The sequence below is a fragment of the Nesterenkonia aurantiaca genome (assembly GCF_004364585.1).
Lineage (GTDB): Bacteria > Actinomycetota > Actinomycetes > Actinomycetales > Micrococcaceae > Nesterenkonia > Nesterenkonia aurantiaca.
In genome coordinates, this window is sequence record NZ_SOAN01000009.1 from 49,732 (window position 1) to 73,787 (window position 24,056).

The 24,056-nt window shown below is 68.1% G+C and carries 22 protein-coding genes and 1 other RNA gene; 14 read left to right on the plus strand and 9 right to left on the minus strand.

The window, feature by feature from the left end; translation table 11 throughout:
- Positions 1–33: 33 nt before the first annotated feature.
- Positions 34–1,011, minus strand: coding sequence for a zinc-binding dehydrogenase (locus EV640_RS11420; RefSeq protein WP_133726480.1), 978 nt, complete (start codon positions 1,009–1,011; stop codon positions 34–36).
- A gap of 238 nt (positions 1,012–1,249) precedes the next feature.
- On the opposite strand from EV640_RS11420, the gene EV640_RS11425 reads away from it, so the two are divergent.
- The 4 genes from EV640_RS11425 (at position 1,250) to EV640_RS11440 (ending at position 4,326) form a co-directional block, all read left to right on the plus strand.
- Positions 1,250–2,947, plus strand: coding sequence for an alpha-keto acid decarboxylase family protein (locus EV640_RS11425; RefSeq protein ID WP_133726481.1), 1,698 nt, complete (start codon positions 1,250–1,252; stop codon positions 2,945–2,947).
- 41 nt (positions 2,948–2,988) lie between these two features.
- Positions 2,989–3,085, plus strand: an RNA gene (gene ffs / locus EV640_RS11430) — signal recognition particle sRNA small type.
- A gap of 183 nt (positions 3,086–3,268) precedes the next feature.
- Positions 3,269–3,760: a hypothetical protein gene (locus tag EV640_RS11435; RefSeq protein ID WP_133726482.1), complete on the plus strand. Its 492-nt coding sequence runs from the start codon at positions 3,269–3,271 to the stop codon at positions 3,758–3,760.
- Between the two features lie 38 nt (positions 3,761–3,798).
- A complete protein-coding gene (locus EV640_RS11440; protein ID WP_133726483.1) occupies positions 3,799–4,326 on the plus strand; it encodes a LytR C-terminal domain-containing protein in 528 nt (175 codons plus the stop codon).
- A gap of 21 nt (positions 4,327–4,347) precedes the next feature.
- Here the strand turns inward: EV640_RS11440 and EV640_RS11445 are convergent, their stop codons facing one another.
- Positions 4,348–4,785 carry a hypothetical protein gene (locus EV640_RS11445; RefSeq protein ID WP_243832308.1) on the minus strand — a complete coding sequence of 146 codons (438 nt, stop codon included), beginning with the start codon at positions 4,783–4,785 and terminating at the stop codon, positions 4,348–4,350.
- Between the two features lie 204 nt (positions 4,786–4,989).
- Here EV640_RS11445 and aceA point away from each other — a divergent pair, with 204 nt between their 5' ends.
- Both aceA and EV640_RS11455 read left to right on the plus strand, forming a co-directional pair.
- Entirely contained in the window at positions 4,990–6,357 is a 1,368-nt protein-coding gene (aceA, locus tag EV640_RS11450; protein WP_036473319.1) for an isocitrate lyase, read from the plus strand.
- Between the two features lie 28 nt (positions 6,358–6,385).
- A complete protein-coding gene (locus tag EV640_RS11455) occupies positions 6,386–7,045 on the plus strand; it encodes an aldolase/citrate lyase/malate synthase family protein (RefSeq protein WP_036473320.1) in 660 nt (219 codons plus the stop codon).
- A gap of 126 nt (positions 7,046–7,171) precedes the next feature.
- Here EV640_RS11455 and EV640_RS11460 read toward each other — a convergent pair whose 3' ends face one another.
- The 3 genes from EV640_RS11460 to EV640_RS11470 form a co-directional block, all read right to left on the minus strand.
- Positions 7,172–8,080, minus strand: coding sequence for a glycine betaine ABC transporter substrate-binding protein (locus tag EV640_RS11460; RefSeq protein WP_036473321.1), 909 nt, complete (start codon positions 8,078–8,080; stop codon positions 7,172–7,174).
- Between the two features lie 82 nt (positions 8,081–8,162).
- Positions 8,163–9,101, minus strand: a complete 939-nt coding sequence (locus tag EV640_RS11465; protein ID WP_036473322.1) for an ABC transporter permease — start codon at positions 9,099–9,101, stop codon at positions 8,163–8,165.
- Positions 9,098–10,327 (minus strand): quaternary amine ABC transporter ATP-binding protein, encoded by a 1,230-nt coding sequence (locus tag EV640_RS11470; RefSeq protein ID WP_243832309.1) that lies wholly within the window; start codon positions 10,325–10,327, stop codon positions 9,098–9,100. Before EV640_RS11470 ends, EV640_RS11465 begins: the two co-directional genes overlap by 4 nt.
- A 182-nt stretch (positions 10,328–10,509) precedes the next feature.
- Between EV640_RS11470 and EV640_RS11475 the strand changes: the two genes are divergently transcribed.
- The 5 genes from EV640_RS11475 (at position 10,510) to EV640_RS11495 (ending at position 17,316) form a co-directional block, all read left to right on the plus strand.
- Positions 10,510–12,039, plus strand: a complete 1,530-nt coding sequence (locus EV640_RS11475) for a helix-turn-helix domain-containing protein (RefSeq protein ID WP_133726484.1) — start codon at positions 10,510–10,512, stop codon at positions 12,037–12,039.
- 125 nt (positions 12,040–12,164) lie between these two features.
- Entirely contained in the window at positions 12,165–12,935 is a 771-nt protein-coding gene (locus EV640_RS11480; protein WP_036473323.1) for a LamB/YcsF family protein, read from the plus strand.
- Positions 12,932–14,791 (plus strand): 5-oxoprolinase subunit B/C family protein, encoded by a 1,860-nt coding sequence (locus EV640_RS11485; RefSeq protein WP_133726485.1) that lies wholly within the window; start codon positions 12,932–12,934, stop codon positions 14,789–14,791. The genes EV640_RS11480 and EV640_RS11485 overlap by 4 nt, the downstream gene beginning before the upstream one ends.
- Entirely contained in the window at positions 14,788–16,584 is a 1,797-nt protein-coding gene (locus EV640_RS11490) for an acetyl/propionyl/methylcrotonyl-CoA carboxylase subunit alpha (RefSeq protein WP_133726486.1), read from the plus strand. The genes EV640_RS11485 and EV640_RS11490 overlap by 4 nt, the downstream gene beginning before the upstream one ends.
- Positions 16,585–16,638: 54 nt before the next feature.
- Entirely contained in the window at positions 16,639–17,316 is a 678-nt protein-coding gene (locus EV640_RS11495; RefSeq protein WP_036473325.1) for a GntR family transcriptional regulator, read from the plus strand.
- A 78-nt stretch (positions 17,317–17,394) separates the two neighbouring features.
- On the opposite strand, the gene EV640_RS13895 is transcribed toward EV640_RS11495, so the two are convergent.
- From EV640_RS13895 to EV640_RS11515, 4 genes are all read right to left on the minus strand, one after another.
- Positions 17,395–18,246 (minus strand): FHA domain-containing protein, encoded by an 852-nt coding sequence (locus EV640_RS13895; protein ID WP_036473327.1) that lies wholly within the window; start codon positions 18,244–18,246, stop codon positions 17,395–17,397.
- 33 nt (positions 18,247–18,279) lie between these two features.
- Positions 18,280–18,522 carry a hypothetical protein gene (locus EV640_RS11505; protein WP_036473329.1) on the minus strand — a complete coding sequence of 81 codons (243 nt, stop codon included), beginning with the start codon at positions 18,520–18,522 and terminating at the stop codon, positions 18,280–18,282.
- A 155-nt stretch (positions 18,523–18,677) separates the two neighbouring features.
- Positions 18,678–19,388 carry a polyamine aminopropyltransferase gene (locus tag EV640_RS11510; RefSeq protein WP_133726487.1) on the minus strand — a complete coding sequence of 237 codons (711 nt, stop codon included), beginning with the start codon at positions 19,386–19,388 and terminating at the stop codon, positions 18,678–18,680.
- Positions 19,389–19,435: 47 nt separating this feature from the next.
- Positions 19,436–21,304, minus strand: coding sequence for an ABC transporter ATP-binding protein (locus tag EV640_RS11515; protein WP_133726488.1), 1,869 nt, complete (start codon positions 21,302–21,304; stop codon positions 19,436–19,438).
- 163 nt (positions 21,305–21,467) lie between these two features.
- Here EV640_RS11515 and EV640_RS13600 point away from each other — a divergent pair, with 163 nt between their 5' ends.
- The 3 genes from EV640_RS13600 to EV640_RS11525 all read left to right on the plus strand — a co-directional run bounded on the left by EV640_RS13600 (position 21,468) and on the right by EV640_RS11525 (position 24,052).
- Positions 21,468–21,605: a hypothetical protein gene (locus EV640_RS13600; protein ID WP_166645914.1), complete on the plus strand. Its 138-nt coding sequence runs from the start codon at positions 21,468–21,470 to the stop codon at positions 21,603–21,605.
- A 441-nt stretch (positions 21,606–22,046) separates the two neighbouring features.
- Positions 22,047–23,243, plus strand: a complete 1,197-nt coding sequence (locus EV640_RS11520) for an NRAMP family divalent metal transporter (protein WP_036473600.1) — start codon at positions 22,047–22,049, stop codon at positions 23,241–23,243.
- Positions 23,240–24,052 (plus strand): putative hydro-lyase, encoded by an 813-nt coding sequence (locus tag EV640_RS11525; protein ID WP_133726489.1) that lies wholly within the window; start codon positions 23,240–23,242, stop codon positions 24,050–24,052. The genes EV640_RS11520 and EV640_RS11525 overlap by 4 nt, the downstream gene beginning before the upstream one ends.
- The last annotated feature ends 4 nt before the right edge of the window (positions 24,053–24,056 follow it).

Genomic DNA, 24,056 nt, shown 5'->3' on the forward strand with positions numbered 1-24,056 from the left:
CGCCCGGCGCAGCGCGTGGCTGCACTCAGGGGCTCAGGGGCGCAGCAGGATCTTGCCCTTGCGGCCCGGGACGAAGTTCGCCTTCGCCGCCTCCCGCACTTGATCGAAGGGATAGGTCGCCTCGGCGGTCAGCGAAAGCGTGCCGTCCGCGACCCGGGTGAGCAGCTCGGTGAACAGCTCGCCGCGGCGCTTGGGCGCCAGATCACTCATCACCCGGGAGCCCCAGAAGCCCTTGATCGTGACGTTCTTGAAGATGACCGCGCCGGAGTTCAGCGCCATCGTGCCACCTGCCATGGCTCCGAAGATGACCAGCGTGGCCTCCTCACCGAGCTGGGAGAGCACGTGATTGCTGGCGTCTCCACCCACGGAGTCGATGCCCGCGACGATCTTGGCTCCGCCGGTGATCTCGGCGACCCGGTCCTGCCAGCCCGCCGACTCGGTGGAGACGACCCCGGTGATGCCCTGGGCGCTGAGCTCCTCGACGCCGGCGTCGCGGCGCACCAGGCCGAGCACATTGATGCCTCGGGTCGGGGCCAGCTGGGCGAGCATCCGGCCGACGGCGCCGTTGGCGGCGTTCTGGATGATCCAGTCCCCCTCGTCCAGGTCCAACCAGTCCAGCAGCGCGATGGTGGAGAAGGGCATCGCGACCAGCTGGGCCGCGACCTCGTCGGCGGCGTCCTCATCCACCGGGATCAGGCCCGCGGCCGGGGCGGTGAAGTACTCGGCCCAGGCGCCGAAGGTGCCACCGACAGCCACCCGCTGACCCACTGCAAGGTTCTCCACGCCCTCACCGAGGGCATCGATGACACCGACCGCCTCGGACCCGGTGCGGGCCGGCAGCTCCGGCTTGAAGCCGTAGGACCCGCGGATGGTCCACAGGTCGTGGTTGTGGATCGGGGAGAGCAGGGTCCGCACCCGCACCTCTCCGGCGCCGGGATCCGGGGTGGGGACCTCCTCGACGTCGAGGACGTCCCATGGCTCGCCGAAGGTCTTCTGGGTGACTGCGCGCATGATGTTCTGCCTTCCGTTGGGTGCTGCTGCATGATGCTGGTGACGCCGATGCTGCTGAGGCCTCACGCGTGGAGCAACGGCTTTGCGCTGCGGGCTATTCCGTTCGCAGCCCCGCCCGGCGGCCTGGTCAGGATCGGATGTGACGGCTCGCACGTAGACTGATCGCACCGTAGACCGTTGGCCGCCCAGTCGAACCACCCGCATCGCTGGAGCCCGCCAAGACCAGAAGGCGAGACCCATGCCCGAAGAAGAACTGTCCGAAGCCGCCCAGGATGCGTCCCTGGAGAACTACACCATCGGTGACTACCTGCTGGACCGGTTGGCCGAACTCGGCCTGACCGAGCTGTTCGGGGTCCCCGGAGACTTCAACCTCCATTTCCTGGACCATGTGGTCGCCCACCGCGGGATCCGCTGGGTCGGTTCCGCCAATGAGCTCAACGCCGGCTACAGCGCCGACGGCTACGCCCGGATCCGCGGCATCGGCGCCTTCCTGACCACATACGGCGTCGGGGAGCTCTCCGCGATCAACGCCGTGGCCGGCTCCTACGCCGAGTCCGTGCCGGTGGTCCAGATCGTCGGCGCTCCGCCCAAGGAGACCCAGGCCTCGGGTCGCAAGATCCACCACTCGTTGGGCGACGGCGACTTCAAGCACTTCCTGCGCATGGCCGAAGAGGTCACCTGCGCGCACGCGGACCTCGATGCCCCCACCGCCACCTGGGAGATCGACCGGGTCCTGCGCGATGTGGTCTTCCGCCGACGCCCCGGATATCTGATGCTGGCCGCCGACGTCGCCGAGGTCGCCGCCTACCCGCCCTCGGAGCCGCTGACCACCGACCTGCCGGTGACCACCCCGCGCGCCGTCGCCGCCTTCGAAGCCGCGGTGCGCCGCTTCCTGCCCGGGCGGCGCACCGCGGTGCTCGCCGATCTGCTGGTCCACCGACTCGGCGCCACCGAGGAGCTGGCCTCCTTCCTCACCGAGTCCGAGCTCCCCTTCGCCACCCTGGCCTGGGGCAAGACCCTGGTCGATGAGTCGGACCCGAACTTCGTGGGCATCTACGCCGGAGCCGCGTCGCAGGATCGGGTGCGCGAGGTCATCGAGGGTGCCGATGCGCTGATCACCCTCGGGGTGGAATACACCGACAACACCACCGCCGGGTTCTCGATGGATCTCGATCCCGCCCGGATGATCGACGTCTCCCGCTTCGGCGCCCGGGTCGGTGACGAGGTGTTCACCCCGATCTCGCTGCAGGACGCGCTCGCGGTCCTGCATCGGGTCACCACCGAGCTCGACGACGTCGTCCCCATGCCCGCTGCTGAGGCTCCGGCGCCGGAGACCCCACGGGAGCCCTCCGAGGGTCCGCTGACCCAGGACGGCCTCTGGTCGGTGCTGGCCTCGCAGCTGGAGTCGGCCAACATCGTCGCGGCCGACCAGGGAACCAGCTACTTCGGGATGGCCTCCCACCGCTTCCCGGCGAAGTCCACGTTCATCGGGCAGCCCATGTGGGGCTCGATCGGCTACACCCTGCCCGCGATCATCGGTGCCGGGCTCGCCGACCCCAGCCGCCGACCGGTGCTGCTCATCGGTGACGGCTCTGCCCAGCTCACCATCCAGGAGATGGGCGTGATGATCCGGGAGAAGCTGCCCGTGGTCGTGGTGCTGGTCAACAACGACGGATACACCGTGGAACGCGCCATCCACGGCCCCGACGAGATCTACAACGACATCGCGCCGTGGCGCTGGGAGCTGGTGCCCCGCCTCTTCGGCGCCGAGGAGGCGGACTACCTCTACCGCCGGGTCACCACGGAGAAGGAGCTGCTTGCGGCCTGCAAGGACACCATGAGCAACCGCGAGAAGCTGGTCTTCATCGAGGCGATCACCGACCGCGATGACATCCCGCAGCTGCTCCAGGATGTGGCCAACGCGCTCAAGCGCTGAGCTCCATTGGCCTTCTCGGCCGCGGCCGAGATACGATGACTCCTGGCCCCACGTGCGGTGCCACCCTGCTGAACTCCCCCAGGACCGGAAGGTAGCAAGGGTAAGCGGGCTCTGGCAGGTGCACGTGGGGCTCTTAATGTCTCCAGCCGTTTTTCGCCTGGCCGGTTTCTCGACAGGATCAGCCCCTGGACGGACGACCCCCCGCCGCTGAGTTCCTAGTCTCTTGGTATGACATCATCTCCAAGCTCCCCCTCCACAGCTGTCCAGTCGCCTTCTCGAGCCCCCGCGTGGCTGGGCAACCGGTGGGTCCAAGGTGCTGCCGTGGGGCTCCTGACCCTGGTGCCGGTGCGCAGGTATCCGGAATGGCTGCGTCAGGCCGCCATGTGGGTCCCAGCCGCAGGTGCCACCGCGGTGCTGGTGACTCCTCGAGTCTGGGAGGCGATGGCAGAGGCTGGAGCGAGACTGCCCGAGGAAGCGGAGCAGGAACACGAGCGGGAACAGGGCGAGCCGGAGCCGGTTGCGGAGGAGCAGCCACGTGAAGGACACAAGCCGCCGCCGACCGTTCGGCGCAAGGTGGCGCTGTGGAGCATCGGGGTTGCCGCCGGAGCTTCGGTCTACGGGTACATGCGATTCTCGCTGTGGGCTGATGGCGCCATAGAGGACAAGCTGCGTGAGCTCGGCGTCGCGCGGCCACGGATGGTGATGGCCGTGCTGGGTGGTCTGGTCGCAGGAGCCACCGGGGGCACCCCGGAGCAGCCGAGGCCACGCGTCGGCATCGCAGAGGGTGAGCCTCGGCTCGCCGCATCCGTCTGATGAATCTTCCACACCCGGCAAGCTTCTAGACTTGTCCCATGGATCACCGGCCCGCGAGCACGCGCACCCAGCGCCTGCTGATCTGGTTGGGCACCTTCGCCGTGATCGGGCTGATCAGCGGGACCAGTTGGCTCATGATCAATGGAACGCTGCCGGTGAGCATCTTCGGCCGCGGCTCGATCCCCGCGGCAGACCAGTGCCCCTCCGGCACCCAGCAGCCGGTGGTGCCCGAACGGGTCCGGATCTCGGTGTTCAACACCACCAACGCGCCCGGGCTGGCCCACCAGGTGGCCGATGAGCTCAGCCTTCGCGGCTTCCGGGTGGCCGACGTCGACAACGACTACTTCGCCGACACGGGCTTCGCCGGGATCATCCGGGTGGGGGACCGCGGCCTGCGGCAGGCCTACACCCTGCAGCAGCACATCCCCGGCAGCATGGTGGACGTCGATGACCGCGGCGACTTCCGCGTGGACCTGATTCTGGGCTCCGAGTTCGAGGTCCAGGACATAGAAGAGGCCGAGGACCTCGATCTGGTCCCCGGCCTCCTGCGCTGCTCTGCGGACTGAGCCGGCTCAGCCCCGTTCAGTTCAGTGCGCGTTCTTCCAGCGCCGGGCGGCGATGAAGCTGCGCACGCCCAGGACGATGTAGACCACGAGCACGATCACGGTGACCAGCGAGGAGATCACGGCTCCCGGGTTCTCGGACTCGCCGGTGAAGAGCTCGGGCAGGCTCATCAGCGGCATGATCATCCCGAAGGCGCCGAGCAGCGCGACCACCAGGGCGATATGGACGCCGAGCTTGCGGTTCTTCAGCGCGATGCCGCCGCTGATCAGCAGCAGCACACCGACCACTGAGGGGATCAGCGCGGTCACGCTGGCGAAGCCGGTGGCCACGTAGCCGGCGACGCCGATCACCACCAGCAGGCCGCCGACGATCAGGGTCAGACGCGGCATCGGGCTCGCCGGAGCGGCGGGGGCCGTCGTCGTCGATCTCGTGGAGTTCCTCGGTGTTGCGGGGTTGGTCATGGTGCTCCTTCTCGGGTGGCGGGGGTGGTGCGTCCTGTCTCTTCTACACAGTGTAGAAGATCCGGATCCATCACATCTTTCGACGTTTCTTCGATTGCGCAAAGAAGTGCGGATCTTTGATGGGAAAACCCTGGCGCTTGGGTTGCGCAGGGCGTGAACTGGGGTTGTCCCCGAAAAACGGTCCACGATTCAAAGGAGATTCAGATGACCGACACACTTACTCCGCAGTCCGAGACATCGCAGACCTCGCAGCCCGAGGGCACGCTCAGCCCCGAGACCAAAGAGGTCTTCCAGCAGAAGGTCGACGCGCTGCAGCAGGACTGGGACACCAACCCCCGCTGGGAACACACCACCCGCGACTACTCCGCAGCCGAGGTCATCAAGCTGCAGGGCAACGTCCAGGAGGAGCACACGCTGGCCAAGCGCGGCTCCGAGAAGCTCTGGAGCCAGCTCACCGCAGAGCACGCCGAGGGCAAGTACACCAACTCCCTGGGCGCGCTGACCGGCAACATGGCGGTCCAGCAGGTCAAGGCCGGGCTGCGCGCCATCTACCTCTCCGGCTGGCAGGTCGCCGGCGACGCCAACCTCTCGGGCCACACATACCCGGACCAGTCGCTCTACCCGGCGAACTCGGTGCCTTCCGTGGTGCGCCGGATCAACAACGCTCTGCTGCGCGCGGATCAGATCGACTACCTCGAGGGCACCCGCACGGTGGAGGACTACATGGTCCCGATCATCGCCGACGCCGAGGCCGGGTTCGGCGGACCGCTGAACGCCTACGAGCTGATGAAGTCCATGATCGCCTCCGGCGCGGCCGGTGTGCACTGGGAAGATCAGCTCGCCTCGGAGAAGAAGTGTGGACACCTCGGCGGCAAGGTGCTGATCCCCACCGGCCAGCACGTGCGCACGCTGCAGTCAGCCCGCCTGGCCGCCGATGTGCACAACACCCCCAGCGTGGTCATCGCCCGCACCGATGCCGAGGCTGCCACGCTGATCACCTCCGACGTGGACGAGCGCGACCAGGCCTTCATCACCGGGGAGCGCACCGCCGAGGGCTTCTACAAGGTGCGCAACGGCATCGAGCCCTGCATCTCCCGGGCGAAGGCCTATGCACCCTACGCGGACCTGATCTGGATGGAGACCGGCACCCCGGACCTGGAGTACGCCAAGCAGTTCGCCGAGGCGGTCAAGGCCGACTTCCCGGACCAGATGCTGGCCTATAACTGCTCGCCCTCGTTCAACTGGAAGAAGCACCTCGACGACGAGACCATCGCGAAGTTCCAGCGCGAGCTGGGCGCCATGGGCTTCACCTTCCAGTTCATCACCCTGGCCGGCTTCCACGCGCTGAACTACTCGATGTTCGAGCTGGCGCGCGGCTATAAGGACAACCAGATGAAGGCCTATGTGGAGCTGCAGGAGAAGGAGTTCGCAGCCGAAGCAGACGGCTACACGGCCACCAAGCACCAGCGCGAGGTCGGCACCGGATACTTCGATGCCATCTCGACCACGTTGAACCCCGAGTCCTCGACGGTGGCCTATAAGGGTTCCACCGAAGCAGGACAATTCCACTGATCCACCGGCATTGACAAAGGAGTCAGCCATGAACGCCCAGACCAGCACATCCTTGCACTCCAGCACCGAACCCCGGAATGAAAGCGTCACCGATCCGACCGAGGCCAGTGTGAGCAGCGGCATCACGATCAACGGGATCACCCTCACGGCACCGCGGGCACCGCGGCAGAACGAGGTGTTCACCGCGGATGCGCTGACCTTCCTGAGCACCCTGCACCGCGAATTCGGCACACGTATCGCCGAACTTCAGGCGCCGGAGCTCCAGCCGCAGCGGAACTTCGCGCCGAGCCCGACGGGGCGGCGCGGAAGTGCGGAGGAGGCCGAGGCCTCCTGGAAGGCGCTGGTCGAGCGGTACCTGGTGGAACCTCCCGCCGCCTTTGCGACTCCCCGGCGACTGACCCGGTCCGAGGACCGGATCTTCTCGAACGGGCAGCCGCTTTCGGCAGGGCTGGTCGACTTCGCGCTGCATATCCAGCGTCGGGCGCGCCGCCTGGTCTCGGAGGGCAGGGCTCCGTTCATCTCGCTGCTCGGCATCGAGGGTGAAGAGGAGCTGGAGATCTGGCAGGAGATGTTCACCCGGGCTGAAGAGCTGGTCGGACTCCCGGCCGGCACCATCCGGGCCATCACGTTCAGCGCCGAGCAGGACGACGCCGGCGGTGCGGTCCTGCTGCAGAAGCGGGCCCGCTGAACCGCGGCTGGCCTCCGCAAGACAGACAGAGACCCCCGGTCCCACGATCGAGTCCATGACTCGCCGTGGGGCCGGGGGTCTTTGTCATCGGGCCCTGATCAGCAGTCGCTGATCAACGTCCGCAGATCACTCCTTGAGCGAGTCGATCAGCTCGGCGTTCTCTTCCATCCAGACCTGAGCGGCCTCTTCTTCGTTGTCCGCGTACTCGTTGACCATCATGTCCTCGAGCTCCGCGTATTCCTCATCGGAGAGCGTGAAGTTGCCCATCCACTCGGCCACCTCGGGGAACTCCTCGGAGAACTCGGAGTTGGCGATGAAGTTCAGCGTCTCGGGCTCGCCCAGCGCGCCTTCCGGGTCCTCGAGATCCTTCAGGTCGAAGTCGCCGTAGGCGTAGAACGGACGCCACAGGGTCACCACGATGTCCTCCTCGTCGTCGATGGCTGAGCCCAGCTCGGTCAGCATCGCCGCGGTGGAGGATTCGACGAGCTCGAAGTCTGCATCCAACTCATAGGCAGGGAACACGTCATTGGCGGTCACGCCCATATGACCGGAGCCCGGCTCGATGCCGATGACCTGACCGTTGAAGTCCTCGACATTGTCAGGAAGCTCAGCGATCGAGTCGATCTCGGTGTATTCGGGGACCGCCAGGGTCAGCACAGCACCCTCGTAGTACGCGCCGAGATCCTCGAGGTCGTCACCGTATTCGTCCATGTACTCGGCGTGGGTGACCTCCGGCCATGCGGAGGGATACACGTCGAGGTCGCCCTGCGCCACACCTGTGTAGAGCGGGGCGGCATCGTTGATCTCTTCGATCTCGACCTCGTAGCCTTCGTCCTCGAGGATGCCCTGCCAGAGGTAGGCCATGCTCAGACCATCGGTCCAGCTGGGAATGATGCCCAGGGTGACGGTGCCGGAGGCCTCGGCCTCGTCCCCGTTCTCTGCGGCGTCGTCCCCTCCGCCGCAGGCGGTCAGCGCGAGAGCCGCCGCGGCGGTCAGGCCGATGAACTTCGATGCTGTGCCAGTTCGTGTACTCATGATGTGCCTCATTCTGTTGGGTGCGGGTGCGGTGTCTGGTCTGTGGTCTCGGGTGTGGCTTCGCGCGGCGAGCGAGGCCGGATCAGGCGGCCTTCGTGGCGGCGGGCTCAGGGCTTCGTCGAGGACGGCCCCGACGCAGCAGCTTCGACATCCGTCCCACGGCCATGCCGCCGTGACCGATGGCGGAGGTGACGCGGTCCAGATAGATGGCCAGGACGACGACGGCGAGCCCGGCCTCGAACGCCAGGCCGATGTCCAGGCTGCCGATGGCTCGCATGACCTCCCCGCCGAGGCCCCCGGCGCCGACGAGGCCAGCGATGACGGCCATGGACAGCGCCAGCATGATGACCTGATTGACCCCGGCCATGATGGTCTTCAGTGCCAGCGGAAGCTGGATGCGCAGCAAGATCTGCCCGGGGGTGCTGCCGAAGGCGTGGCCTGCCTCCACCACTTCGGGGTCGACTCCGCGGATGCCCAGCTCGGTGAACCGCACCCCGGGTGGAAGCGCGAAGATGATGGTCGCGACGACACCGCTGGTGACACCGATGCTGAACAGCGTCACCACGGGAACCAGCCAGACGAAGGCCGGCATGGTCTGCATCAGGTCCATCACCGGCCTGATCGCCCCGCTGACCCGGTCTGACCGGGCAGCCCAGATTCCGAGCGGGATCGCGATCACCAGGGCGATGCCGGCCGCTACGGCCACCAGGGCCAGCGTGGTCATGGCGTTCTCCCACTGATCGATGCTGATCACAAAGACCAGCATCACGATCGAGAGGAGACCCAGCTTCCAGTCCTTGACCAGCCACCCCAGGAGAGAGAACGCCACAGCGAGCAGGAGCGCGTCCGGAGTGTTGAGCAGGTCGTCCAGGCCGCTGGTCAGAGTTGAGACGACGGTTCTGATCAGGTCGAACAGGGCACCGAGGTTGTCGTTGACCCAGCCGAAGCCGGTCTCGATCCATTCGCCGACGTTCAACCGGGGGACCCCGGCTCCTTCAGTCTCTTGAGCAGTGGTGATCATCGGGTGCCCACCTCCTCTGAGGCGTCGTGGCCGGTGTATTTCGGCTCCGCCAGGGCATTGAGCAGGGTCACGCGGGCGATGATCCCTTCTAACCGGCCGGCATCATCGATCACTGCCAGCCCTGCTTCGCTCTGCGCGGCCTGGGTCATCAGCTCGGCCAGCGGAGTCTCCGCGTGCACCGAGGGTGCCGGCTGCAAGAGTCCCTCGAGAGTGTTCGCGCCCTGCGACACGGCTGCCGCGACCGCCGCCTCGTGGACGAAGCCATGCAGCTTCTTTCCACGGTCCACGACGGCCAAAACGCTGGTCTGATGCTCGCGCATCAGCTTGTGCGCGGTGCGGGGACCCTGTTCCGTGCCGAGCACCGCCACGGGAGGCTCCATGATGGCCCCTGCGGTGAGGACCCGGGTGCGGTCCACGTCCTGGACGAACTGGGCCACGTAATCGTTGGCCGGGTCATTGAGGATCTGCTCCGAGGTGCCGATCTGAACCGTGCGGCCGTCGCGCATCATTGCGATCCGGTCGCCGAGCCGCATGGCCTCGTTGAGGTCATGGGTGATGAACAGGATGGTCTTGCCCAGCTGCTCCTGGAGTTCCACGAGCTGGTCCTGCATCTCCCGCCTGATCAGGGGATCCAGTGCGCTGAAGGCCTCGTCCATGAGCATCACGTCGGTGCCGGCCGCCAGGGCGCGGGCCAGGCCGACTCGTTGGCGCATGCCTCCGGAGAGCTCGTCCGGCATGGATCCGCCCCAGCCGTCGAGGCCGACCATCTGCAGGGCCTCTTCGGCCTTGCGCTCCCGATCCGATCGGTTGAGGCCCTGGACCTCCAGTGCGTAGGCGGCGTTCTGCCCGACCGTGCGGTGGGGGAGCAGCGCGAAGTGCTGGAACACCATGGAGACCTTCTCGCGGCGCACCCGGCGCAGCTCGTTGGCCGAGAGGCGGGCGATGTCTTCACCGCCGACCTCGATGCTCCCTGCGGTCGCTGGCAGCAGGCCGTTGACCATGCGGATCAGCGTGGACTTTCCTGAGCCGGAGAGGCCCATCACCACGAAGACCTCGCCGGGCTGGACGTCAAAGCTCGCGTCGATGACCGCAGCGGTGCCCAGGTCCTTGACGTCCTCACGATCGGCGCCATCCTTGATGCGCCGCACGATCTCATCGGGGCGTTTGCCGAAGGCTTTGTACACATTCCGCGCTCGGACCACGGGCTCGGTGGTGCTGGAATTCAAGATTCTCTCCCGTTGAAGTGGTGGTCTTCGACCTTACCAGGAGCCGCATATAACCTGTTTACAACCTGTTAACGTGCGATTTCGCCATGTCGAATGCGGCGGTGTATTCCACGTTACTCGCGGACTGTGAGCAGTGGTGCGCATCACCGGCCATGTGACTTCGGGCGGTATGCTCCATAGGTATGCGGACAGTCCGAGAAACCTCGACGGCGAGGGAAGCGTCCCACCGCACCCAGCTGCGCTCCATCGAGCGCGCCTCGGGGGACTCCCAGGATGAAGGATTCGACCTGATCGCGCTCGGTCGACGGGTGCGCCACCTGCGCAAACAGGCTGGAATGACCCTTGACGCGCTCGCCGAGGCGCTGGGCACCGCGCCCAGCCAGCTCTCACTGCTGGAGAACGGTCGCCGCGAGCCCAAGCTCTCCCAGCTGCAGCAGCTGGCCAAGGCGCTGGAGGTCAGCTTCGATGACCTCTTCGGCGCTGAGCCGCCCTCGAAGCGCGCAGCCCTGGAGATCGAGCTGGAGAAGGCTCAGCGGGGACCGCTCTACGCCGCCCTGAACCTGCCTGCGGTGCGGATCAGCAACCGGCTGCCCATGGACGTGCTGGAATCACTGGTCGCTCTGCAGCGAGAGCTGCGCCGTCAGCTGGAGGAGCAGGCCGCCACTCCGGAGGAGGCGCGGCGGGCCAATACCGAGCTGCGCGAGGAGATGCGCGCCAAGAACAACTACTACCCCGAGATCGAGGCGGCCGCGCAAGGACTGCTGGACGCGGTGGACCACCGCGAAGGGCCGCTGTCCCACCATGTGGCCGCCGACATCGCCGCGCACCTGGGGTTCTCGCTGCGCTTCGTGAAGAATCTGCCCGAATCCACCCGCTCGGTCACGGATCAGAAGAACCGGATCATCTACCTGACCCAGGGCACCTCGCGGCAGTGGGACGCCCGCTCGGTGCTGCTGCAGGCGCTGGGCCATCAGGTGCTGGGCCACACCGAGCCCCAGGACTATTCCGAGTTCCTGCGGCAGCGGGTCTATACCAATTACTTCGCCGCGAGCCTGCTGATGCCCCAGGCCACCACGGTGCGCTTCCTGAAGGAGTCCAAGGCGCGCAAGGAGATCGCGATCGAGGATCTGCGCGACGCCTTTGCGGTCTCCTACGAGTCGGCCGCCCATCGGTTCACCAATCTCGCCACGGAGCATCTGGGCATCACCTGTCACTTCCAGAAGGTGCATGAGTCCGGGATTCTGCACAAGGCCTACGAGAACGACGGCGTGAACTTCCCGGCGGATCATTCCGGGGCCATCGAGGGCCAGACGATCTGCCGGCAATGGACCTCGCGGCAGGTCTTCGAGGTCGACGACAAGTTCCGGTCCTTCCACCAGTACACCGACACCACGGTCGGCACGTTCTGGTGCACCGCACGGACCGAGGCGCATTCCTCCGGGCTCTACTCGCTCTCCATCGGGGTGCCCTTCGAGCACGTGAAATGGTTCCGCGGCTCCGACACGACGTCACGGTCCTCCTCGCGCTGCCCCGATGACCCGACCTGCTGTCGTCAGCCCCCGGCGGCGCTGGCCGCCCGCTGGGAAGGTCAGGCCTGGCCAGCGGCGCGCGCCAACAGCCACCTGCTCGCCGCCATGCCCCAGGGCGCCTTCCCCGGAGTGGACACCACCGAGGTCTATGAGTTCCTGGAACGGCACTCGCGCCAGGACTGAGCGCTGGCCTGGGCAGGGAAGTTGACCATGGATCTTGCTCGGATTGTTGAACAATCCTCTCGAGTCAGGCATTCTTGACTCAGCTCACACTGAGACGTGGGCAACATCGGCTCGAGGAGGTTCACGTGGCACAGATCGACCTGAACAGCGACGTCGGAGAGTCCTTCGGCAACTGGACCAGCGGGGACGACGCCGCCATCCTGCGCACCGTCTCCAGCGCGAACATCGCCTGCGGCTTCCACGCGGGGGACCCGCTGACCATCCGGGCCACCGCCAGCGAGGCAGTCGCCAACGACGTCGTCATCGGAGCCCATATCGGCTACCGCGACCTCGCCGGCTTCGGTCGCCGTCACCTGGAGTGTTCCCCCGATGAGCTCGCCGCCGACGTGCTCTATCAGCTCGGCGCCCTGGAAGGGATCGCGCTGGGGCTGGGGTCCCACATCCGCTACGTGAAGCCGCACGGCGCGCTGTATCACGCGATGATCTCCCACACCGGGCATGCCCACGCGGTCATCGACACCATCGCGGCCTACCGCGAGAGCACCGGACGCGACCTCCCGGTGCTGCTGCTGCCCGGATCGATCGCTCTGGACTACGCCGCCGAGGCCGGCCTGCGCGGGATATCCGAGGCCTTCGCCGATCGCAGCTATAACCCGGACGGCACCCTGGTCTCCCGGCGCGAGCCCGACGCCGTGCTGCATGACACCGAGCAGATCGTCGAGAACATGCTGCGCCTGGCCGAGGAGTCGGTGCTGATCGCCCGCGACGGTACCCGGATCGAGACCCAGGCAGAATCCATCTGTACCCACGGCGATACGCCCGGTGCGGTGGCGATGGCCCAGGCGGTGCGCAGCGCCCTGGAGGGTGCCGGAGTCGAGATCCGCAGCTTCGCATGATCAGCGCCATCCGAGAGGCCGGCCCCCGCGCGCTGCTGCTGGAGTTCGAGACCCTGGACCAGGTGCTGACCTGCCATCAGCAGCTGCGCCGAGACCCGCTGCCCGGCCAGGTGGAGGCCGTAGCGGCGGCCCGCACCATCTTGCTGCGCTTCACGGCCCGCCCTGCCCTGCGCGAAGCCCGGACCCGGCTGCCCAGCCTGGAGCTGGGGGAGTTCTCGACCGCAGACTCTCGCCACGTGGAGCTGGAGGTCATCTACGACGGCGAGGACCTCCGGGAGCTGGCCTCCCACCTTCACATGAGCGTCGAGGCGCTGATCGACTGGCACAGCTCCACGTCGTGGACCGGAGCCTTCGGCGGATTCGCCCCCGGGTTCACCTACTGCGTGCCCGTTCCGGCCCCGGGGGAGTCCGCTCAGCGCACCTCCGGCGACGACTCCGGTGAGGCTGGACCCGGCCCTGCCGGTCCCTTCGATGTGCCGCGCCGCAGCAGCCCCCGCACGACGGTGCCGGCGGGTGCCGTGGCGATGGCCGGTGAGTTCTCCGCGATCTACCCGCGGGTCTCGCCAGGCGGCTGGCAGCTGATCGGTCACACCCCCGCCACCATGTGGGACCTCTCCCGAGAAGCCCACGGCGAGTCCCCGGCGCTGGTCCGCCCGGGGGACTCGGTGCGGTACAAGCCCGTCGCGGCCCGCGCGGTGACCACTGATTTCACCGCGTGCGGTGCACCCTCGAACTCGCAGGATCCGCAGGACCCGCAGGACGCTGCGAACCCGCAGGACCCGCAGGACCCGCAGGACCCGCAGAACCCACAGAACCCGCAGGACGTTGCGACCGCGGACACCGCGACCGAGGACTCCCACGGCCGCGGGGGCCTCGCGCTCACCGTGCTGGACTCGGGTCTGCAGACCCTGATCCAGGACCTCGGCCGCAGCGGACTCAGTGACCTCGGTGTCTCCCGCGCCGGCGTCGCCGATGAGGCCGCCGCCCGAGAGGTGAACCGACTTCTCGGCAACCCCCCACAGGCCGCAGTGCTCGAAGCGCTGCACGGCGGCCTGAGCCTGCACGCCGAAGCCACCGTGGTGCTCGCGGTCGCCGGGGCACAGGCGCCGCTGAGAATCACCGCCCCCGAGGGCTCCAGCCGGCGCGCCCCGCTGCGCACCCCCTTCGCCCTTGCCGCGGGGGAGACCCTGAGCCTCGGCGCACCCGAACGGGGACTGCGCAGCGTGATCGGGCTGCGCGGGGGCATCGCCGCCACGCCGGTGCTCGGCAGCGTCTCCGCCGACACCATGTCCGGGCTGGGCCCGGCTCCGCTCGCGGCCGGAGACCGGCTGCACACCGCCGGGGTCGCCACCGGCGCCGTCGCCGAACCCGGGTCTGACCGATCCGCGGCTGAGTCGCCCACCCCTGAGCTGCCGACCGCGCTGCGCTTCACCTACGGTCCGCGGGCCGACTGGTTCAGCCCCGAGGAGGCCGCTCGGCTGGCGGCCCAGCCCTGGGCGGTGTCCCAGTCCTCGAACCGGATCGGGATCCGGCTCGAGGTCCCCGAGCCGGAGACTCCCGCACCGAACTCCCCGCGTCCGCTGCGGCGGATCAAGGAGGGGGAGCTTCCCAGTGAGGGTGTGGTCCGCGGTTCGCTGCAGATGCCGCCTGCCGGCACGCCGGTGCTCTTCCTCAACGATCACCCGGTGACCGGGGGATACCCCGTGATCGGCGTCGTCATCGACGAAGACCTCCCGCGTGCCGCCCAGCTCGCCCCCGGAGACCAGGTCACCCTGGTCCCTGTGGACCCCGACATGCTGACCCCGCTGCCCCAGACCACCGCGACCCCTGACGCAGAAAAGAAGCCCTCATCATGAAGCGCATCCTGATCGCCAACCGTGGCGAGATCGCCGTCCGCATCATCCGCAGCGCCCGCGAATCCGGCTACAGCGCCGCGGCGGTCTACGCCGACCAGGACGCCGACTCGCTGCACGTCCAGCTGGCCGACGCGGCGGTGGCGCTGCATGGCACCACCCCGGCGCAGACCTACCTGGACCAGCAGAAGCTCCTCGCCGCCGCCCGCGAGCTCGACGCCGACGCGATCCATCCCGGCTACGGCTTCCTCTCGGAGAACGCCGACTTCGCCCGCGCCGTGATCGCCGCCGGACTGACCTGGATCGGCCCGAAGCCTGAGACCATCGAAGCCCTCGGGAACAAGGTCACCGCCCGGGCGCTGGCGGTCAAGGTCGGCGCCCCGCTGGTCCCGGGCACCGACGGCCCGGTCTCCGGCGGCGAGGAGATCCGCGAGTTCGTGGCCGAGCACGGACTGCCGGTGGCGATCAAGGCCGCCCATGGCGGCGGGGGCCGCGGCATGCGCATCGTGCGCGAAGAGTCCGAGATCGATGAGGCCTTCGCCTCGGCCGTGCGCGAGGCCGAATCCGCCTTCGGCCGCGGAGAATGCTTCGTGGAACGGTTCCTGGACCGGCCCCGGCACGTGGAGGCCCAGGTCCTCGCGGACGCCCAGGGGAACGTCGTCGTCGTCGGCACCCGAGACTGCTCGCTGCAGCGGAGGAACCAGAAGCTCGTGGAGGAGGCTCCCGCGCCGTTCCTCAGCGAGGACCAGCGCGCCGACATCCACCGCTCCGCCCGGGCGATCTGCGCCGAGGCCGGATACCTCGGAGCCGGCACCGTGGAATACCTGCTCAGCCCCGGCCAGGGCGAGACGCCCGGCCTGCTGAGCTTCCTGGAGGTCAATACTCGGCTGCAGGTGGAACACCCGGTCACCGAAGAGACCTCCGGGGTGGACCTGGTGGCCGAGCAGCTGCGCATCGCCGAAGGGCAGCCGCTGCGCCTCCCCCAAGACCCGCAGCCGCGCGGGCACTCTATCGAGTTTCGGCTCAACGCCGAGGAGCCGGCCCAAGGATTCCTGCCCACCCCCGGCCCGGTGACGCTTTTCGCCCCGCCCACCGGCCCCGGCATCCGGGTCGACACCGGGGTGCGCAGCGGGGATGAGATCTCCGGCGCCTTCGATTCGATGCTGGCCAAACTCGTGGTCACCGGACCGGATCGGGACACCACGCTGCGCCGGGCCCGGATGGCCCTGGCCGAGATGCGCATCGAGGGTCTGCCCACCGTGCTGCCCTTCCACCGGCAGGTGCTCGAGGCCGGGGACTTCCTCGCCGCCGACGGGGCGGACAGCTTCCGGGTCCACACCCGCTGGATCGAGACCGAGTTCGAGGAAGCCTACGGGGAGTCCATGGTCGACTCCGAGCACCTCGCCGCCGCGCTGCGCCACCGGGAGCAGCGGATGCGCCGCACCACCGTGGAGATCGACGGCCGCGCGGTGAGCCTGGGACTGCCCGCCGCCCTGCTGAACCTGCTCGGCAACGGCTCAGGTGCCGGGACCGGCCACGACGCCAGCGATGACGCCGCCGACGACGCTGCGGCCGAGGCCGCCCCCGGCGCCGTGGTGACGAAGCTGGCCGGCAGCCTGGTCAACTTCGCAGTGGAGGACGGTGCCGAGGTCTCCGCAGGGGACCCGGTCGCGGTGGTGGAGGCGATGAAGATGGAGTCCACCGTGGCCGCGCCGCGCGGCGGCCGCTTCCGGCGTGAGGACCTGGCCCCCGGTGCGGCGCTGCGAGCCGGGCAGGCACTGGGCACCATCGAATGACTCGCGTGATGCCAGGTTGAGGTGCAGTTTTGCGATGTCGGCTAGATTGATGTCATGACCGACGTGATGTGGAGCTCCTTATCCCCCAAGGGCCTCAGCGAGCATGCCCAGGTCCCGGAACGCGTCGCGGAGCTGCTGCGCGGGGCGATCTCCGCTGGAACCATCAGGCCAGGCACCAAGCTCCCCGAGGTCGAACTGACCCGCCAGCTCGACATCTCGCGACACACGCTGCGCAGCGGATTCCAGATCCTGGCCTCAGAGGGGCTCGTGGAGCGGCATCCCAACCGCGGAGTCTTTGTGCACCAGCCCACCGCGGAAGACATCGCCGAGGTCTACCGGGTGCGCCGGGTGCTGGAGGTCGGCGCGGTGCGCACCGCAGCATTTCCTGCCGAGGAGCTCGAGCACCTGCACCGGATCGTCTCCGCCGCGGAGCTGGCGCGGGAGCGCGGGGACATCCCCGCGATGGCCCAGGCGAATCAGGTCTTCCATCGGACCCTCGCCGCGCAGGTGCGCAGCGCAATGATCGACGCGCTCATGGAACAGGTGTTGGCGCGGATGCGTCTGGCGTTCTATGCCAAGTCCGAGCAGCCCAGCTTCCATCACGCCTATATCGACCGGAACCGGGAGCTGGCTCGACTGCTCGCGCTGGGGGACCGGCACGCGGCGGAGATTCACCTGCTGCGCTACCTCGATGCCGCCGAGGCCGAGCTGCTGGAACATCTGGGCGGCTAGGCCGCGCAACAGGATCAGGGCCAGACCCGACCGAGCCTGTCCCTGATCCTTCAGCGCGCGGTGGCTGCCGCCGACGGATCAGCTTCGCTGCCGATACGGATCGTACTGCGGCTTCTGATATGAGTACTCCCCGCCCTGGCGTCCCCCATAGGGTCTGCCGTGATCGGCATACTCCGCGCGCAGGAACACCAGCCGCCAGACCCCGAGGTCGATCCGGGATCCGGTGCGCAGCGTGACCGGCGCCCCGGGCTCGGCACTGCGGCTGCCACCGATGGACCCGTGACGGACGATCACGAATTCATCGAACTCGTCGTGGAGGATCTCCGCGTGCAGCGGCTCCAGACCCGCGAGCAGCAGATCGGAGGACTCGTCACTGCCGATCAGCGTGCGATCAGCCACCAGGTTGAACTCCAGCGGGCCGGCACCGGGCTGATCGGTGCGGCTCATCACCAGCCGCGGGCGACCGGCACCGCGCGGAGCATGGGTGGTGGTGACCCGACGTCGGATCTTCCGGTTGAACGTCGGGGCCGGGGGCCACGGCGTCTCCGGAGGGATCAGCGACCCGGACCCCTTGGCGTCCGATGAACCGCTGCCCGCGAAGCGTGGCAGCGACTTCAGCGAACCCAGCCGAATGTGCTTCGACCGAGTCAGCGCTCGGCTCAGCACGGTGGTCTTCACCGCACCCAGTGAGACGATCTCTCCCGACGGACCGATCACGGTGAGCGTCAGATCCTGCGCCGCCAACTGGGTGGCGAAGGCGTCGGCCGCGCGGGTGATCGAGCGCGGCATCCCGTCGAGCAGCGAGGAGTCCTCGGTGCGGACCTCGATGTGCCGGCCCGCCGCGGTGATGGTCGCGTTGATCGGTTCAGACGGGGTCCCGTCCGGCTCGACCTGGCTGACGCTGAAGGCGAGGTCGATGTCTAGGCGCATGGCTCCTCCGGTCTCCACCGCAGCCGATCACGTTCAGCTGGCGTCGTCACTGGTGGTCACCCGCAGCGTGCCATCGAACTTCCAGACCGCCCGCGGCGCGTCCGGTCCGATGTCGCGGGGGACCTCCACGGTCATGTCCTGGAGCGTGTAGTTCACCGCGGCGCCCCGGCCGGTGAGATAGGACCACATCTCTTGGCCGAGATCGGCCCAATCGCCGATCTGGTGGGGCTGGTTGCCGCCGGGGTTCGAGCTCTCGGGTCGGGTGCTCTCAGTCATCGCTGATCTCCTGAACGGTGTCGGCGCCGCATCGCTGCGGTGCAGAGGGTGAGTGAGCTCTCGCTCACCGCCATCTTCGCCCGTGGAACCCGATTTTGGAAGCCCCAGCGTGCCGCTGATCACACATTACGGCGTATGACGCGGTGCCTGCCTGCTCAGTGCGCGGGCTTGGTCCCGACGTAGACCGTGTTCGAGGAGACTCCGCCGGTCAGGTGGTTGGCGAACTCCACGACGTGAGCCTGGCAGTCATCGAAGACCGTGGCGAGCGTGGCCATGAACTCCTCATCCGGGGCGTCGTCGGACCACAGCGTGAAGACCCCGCGATCGGCCAGGTGCGCCGCGAGCGCGGTGAGCCCTTCGGTGGTGTAGAGGTCCGAATGACTGGGGTGCAGGGTGTGCCGGGGCGAGTGGTCGACGTCGAGCAGGATGAGGTCGTGCCGGGGGGCCTCCGGTGTCGGGGGTGTCCGCATCACGGCGAAGAAGTCGTCCTGGCGCAGGGTGGTCCGGGGGTCCTCGACGAGCTGCGCGGAGACCGGCAGCAGCTTGCGCTGGTGCCAGTCGATGACGGCCGGGAGCGCATCGATGACCTCGAGCCGATGCACCCGCGCGTCACCGAGCGCCGTGACCGCGGTATAGCCCAGGCCGAGACCGCCGACGACGACGTCGAGCTTCTCGCCTCTGGCCGCGGCGAGGCCCAGAAGCGACATCTGCTCCTCTGCCACGGTGAACAGGCTCGACATGAGGAACTCCTCGCCGAGCTTCACCTCATAGATCTGAGTGCCGGTGCCGGGCTCGGCGCGCCGGCGCAGCATCAGCTCGCCCATCGGCGTCTGCTGCCAGTCGAGCTCTTCGAACCTTGCGCTCATGCGGGGGTCTCTCCTTGATCGAATGTCCGTCCTGGGCAGGGAGCTGCTCAGGAGTCCTCGGTGGCGAACTGGGTCCGGTAGAGCTCGGCATAGCGCCCGTCGGCCGCGAGCAGCTCGGTGTGCGTGCCGCGCTCGACGATCTTCCCGGCCTCGACCACCAGGATCGCATCCGCGGCGCGCACGGTGGAGAGCCGGTGGGCGATCACCAGGGCGGTCCGGCCCACCAGCGCCTCGGTCAGCGCGGCCTGCACGGCGGCCTCGGAGGTGGAGTCCAGCGCGGCGGTGGCCTCATCGAGGATCACCACCTGCGGCTGGGCCAGGAGCAGCCGGGCCAGGGTCATCCGCTGGCGCTCGCCGCCGGAGAGCCGGTAGCCGCGTTCCCCCACCACGGTGTCGAGGCCATCGGGCATGGAACGCACCACCGCCTCCAGTCGGGCCCGGCGGATCGCATCCCAGACCTGCTCATCGGTGGAATCTGGCGCCGGCAGGGTGAGGTTGGCCCGGATGGTGTCGTGGAACAGATGTCCGTCCTGCGTGACCACACCGAGGGTGGCCCGCAGTGAGGCGAAGGTGGTGTCGCGCAGGTCCACGCCCGACATGCGCACCACGCCGGAGTCCACGTCGTAGAGCCGGGCCAGCAGCGCGGCGATGGTGGACTTGCCGGCCCCGGAGGAGCCCACGATGGCCACGGTCTGGCCCGGCTCCACGCGCAGGCTGATGCCGTGGAGGACCTCCTCGCCGCCGCGCTGGTCCAGTGTGGCCACCTCCTCGAGGGAGGCCAGGGAGACCTTCTCCGCGGAGGGGTAGGAGAAGGTGACGTTCTCGAACTCGACGGCGGTGGGGCCCTCGGGCAGCGGCTCGGCGTCTTCCTTCTCGGTGATCAACGGCTTGAGGTCCAAGACCTCGAAGACGCGTTCAAAGCTGACCAGCGCACTCATGACCTCCACCCTGGCGCTGGCCAGGGCGGTCAGCGGCGCGTAGAGCCGGGTGAGCAGCAGCGCCAGGGAGACTACGGCGCCGGCCTCGAGCTCGCCGAGGATCGCGTAGAACCCGCCCAGGCCATAGACCAGGGCCAGGGCCAGCGCGGAGACCAGGGTCAGCGCGGTGATGAAGGTGGACTGCAGCATCGCGGTCTTGACCCCGATGTCCCGTACCCGGCGGGCGCGCCGCTCGAACTCCACCGACTCCTCCTCGGGGCGTCCGAAGAGCTTGATCAGGGTGGCGCCCGGGGCGGAGAAGCGTTCGGTCATCTGGGTGCCCATGGTGGCGTTGTGGTTCGCCGCCTCGCGCTGCAGCTTGGCCAGCCGGCCGCCCATCAGGCGAGCAGGCACCACGAACACCGGAAGCAGGACCAGGGCCAACAGGGTGACCTGCCAGGACAGGGAGAGCATCGCGATGATGGTGAGCAGCACCATCACCAGGTTCCCGACGACGCCGGAGAGGGTGCCGCTGAAGGCGCGCTGGGCGCCGATGACGTCGTTGTTCAACCGGCTCACCAGCGCGCCGGTGCGGGTGCGGGTGAAGAACGCGATCGGCATCTTCTGCACGTGGTCGAACACGGCGGTGCGCAGATCCAGGATCAGGCCCTCGCCGATCCGCGAGGAGAGCCAGCGGCTCAGGATGCTGAACCCCGCATCGGCCACGGCGATGAGCGCGATCAGCACGGCCAGTCGGACCACCACCGCCACCTCCGCGGAGCTGGTGATCGCGTTGATGACCTGACCGGCGAGCAGCGGGGTCGCCACGGCGAGTGCCGCGGTGACCACCGAGAGGATCAGGAACCAGATCAGCCGGGTCCGGTGCGGGCGGGCGAACCGGCCGATGCGGCTCAGCGTCTCCCGGTTGAACGGCCGATAGTCCTTCTTCGCGTGGGTCATGCTGTAGAGCGAGCCCCATGCCGCGCGTTCCATGCTCACGCACAAACCCCCAAGATCTTCCGTGATGCCGGGCTGGCTGCGACGACACCGTCGAGCCCACAGGCCACAACCGATTCAACGCTACTCGCATTCCGAACCGCCGCGTCACTGCAGGTCAGCTGACCCTTGAGCGTGACCCCGCCGTCGCCGTAGGGTCACGGGCATGAACGTCAGCGTCCTGTCCATCCTGTTCATGCTCCTGGGAGCGGCGGCCGTGGCCGCCATCATCGGCTTCATCGTGATCGCGCTGATCCAGGTGGCCCGGGAGCCCCGGCTGCCGCCGGTGCTGCGGGTCTGCTAGGTGATCGTGCTGGTCGGTTTCCCGATCGGGGGCACGCTCGTCTGGTTCGGCTTCGGACACGACGTCAACCGGTGGATCCTCGCCGGCACCTGAGGCCGGCGTATGTGAAGAGCATGTAAAACGTGGGCCGATTGTTCCACAATCCCTTGCCTGGATTGTTGAACAACAGTACTGTGAGCTGTGATCCACGGAATAGACGTACGTCACATGTGCACTGCGCACGGTGTCGGCGATGTTCCCCCTACTCACCCATGGAGGGCTCCTGTGGCTGACGCCTCTACCCCCAGATCGTCTGCGGATGCACCCCGCAGCCCGAAGGACCAAGAACGCTCACAGCACGCAGACCTTTCAGGCGCCGGAGGCCCCGAGGCCGATGGCCCGGAGTTCAACGGCAGCGACTCCAACGGCGGGGACTCCAACGGCGCGGACCCCCAGGGCCCGGTGCTGATCCGCACCCGCCGCACGGCGCTGCTCGGCGCGATGTTCCTGATGGCCACCAGCGCGGTGGGCCCGGGCTTCATCACTCAGACCGCGACCTTCACCTATCAGCTCGGGGCCGCCTTCGGCTTCGCGATCCTGATCTCGGTGCTGGTGGACATCGCGGTCCAGCTCAACGTCTGGCGCGTGCTCGGGGTCTCCGGGCTCTACGCGCAGACCCTGGGCAACCGAATCCTGCCCGGCCTGGGCTGGGCGCTGGCGGCGCTGATCTTCTTCGGCGGCGTGGTCTTCAACATCGGCAACATCGCCGGTGCCGGGCTCGGCTTGAACGCGATGACCGGCATGGACGCCCGCATCGGCGGCGGACTCTCGGTGATCCTCGCGCTGCTGATCTTCTTCTCCAAGAAGGCCGGAGTCGCGCTGGACCGGATCGTCGTCGCCTGTGGCGCCGTGCTGATCCTGCTGATGATCTTCATGGCCGTCACCACCGCCCCGCCGCTGGGCGAGGCGCTGCGCCAGACCTTCGTGCCGGACCAAGTGGAGTTCCTGGTGATCACCACGCTGATCGGCGGCACCGTCGGCGGCTACATCACCTACGCCGGCGCCCACCGGCTGATCGCCTCCGGCAACACCGGGGTGGAGAACGTCAAGGCGATCTCTCAGACCTCCATCCTGGGGATCGTCGTGGCGACCATCATCCGCTTCCTGCTCTTCCTGGCCGTGCTCGGAGTGGTCTCCACCGGTGTGGTCCTGGCTGAGGACAACGTCGCCGCCGACGCGTTCTCCGTGGCGCTCGGCGAGATCGGCCTGCGGGTCTTCGGCGCGGTCTTCTGGGTCGCCGCGATCACCTCGGTCCTGGGCTGCACCTACACCACCGTGTCCTTCCTGACCACGAAGAACACCAAGGACAGCACCAAGAACTGGTACTTCCTGGGCTTCCTGGTGATCACCACCGCAGCATTCCTGATGCTGGGCCAGGCACCCCAGACCCTGCTGATCATGGCCGGCGCCTTCAACGGCACCGTGCTGCCGCTGGGCTTCGCCGTGATCCTCTACGCCGCCTGGCGCCGCCGCGACCTGCTCCAGGGTTATAAGTACCCCAAGTGGCTGCTGATCCTCGGCGTCCTGGTCTGGCTGCTGACCATCTTCATGGGCTATAGCTCACTGGGCGGTCTGGCCAGCCTCTGGACCGAAGGATGAGCCACGCCCCAGGTTCAACGGCCCAGCTGAGTCCCGCCGCAGCCCGCGCGCAGTTCCGCGCCGGGCTGCGGCGACCCACCAGCGGGATCAGCCCCGGCTTCGCCCAGGTCAACCTGCTGGCACTGCCCCGAGAGCTGGCCTTCGACATGCTGCTCTTCGCGCAGCGCAATCCGAAGTCCTGCCCGGTGCTCGGGGTGTTCGAGCCCGGAGAGTTCCACGACGCCGGTGCGGCGAGTCCGCTGTTGGCGCAGGGCGATCTGCGCACCGACATCCCGGCCTACCGGGTGTACCGCGACGGCGAGCTGATCGCGGAACCCGATGACGCCAGGCAGCATTGGCGTGAGGATCTGGTGGCCTTCCTGATCGGGTGCAGCTTCACCTTCGAGGCCCCGCTGCTCGAGGCTGGCATCCCGATCGCGCACATCGAGCAGGGCGTGAACGTGCCGATGTACAAGACGGCACTTCGCTGCGCACCGGCGGGAGAACTCAGCGGACCCCTCGTGGTCTCGATGCGCCCGCTGCCCGCTGACCTGATCGCCGACGCGGTCCGGATCACCTCGCGCTATCCCGGGGTCCACGGCGCCCCGGTGCACATCGGCAGCCCCGCAGACCTGGGGATCGCCGATCTCGGCGCACCGGACTTCGGGGACCCGGTGCAGATCCCGGCCGGCTGGACCCCGGTGTTCTGGGCCTGCGGGGTCACCCCGCAGGCGGCGGTGATGGAGTCCCGACCGGAGCTCGCGATCAGCCACGCCCCCGGGCACATGCTGATCACCGACCTGCCCAACACCGCGCTCCAGGTGCCCTGAGCCG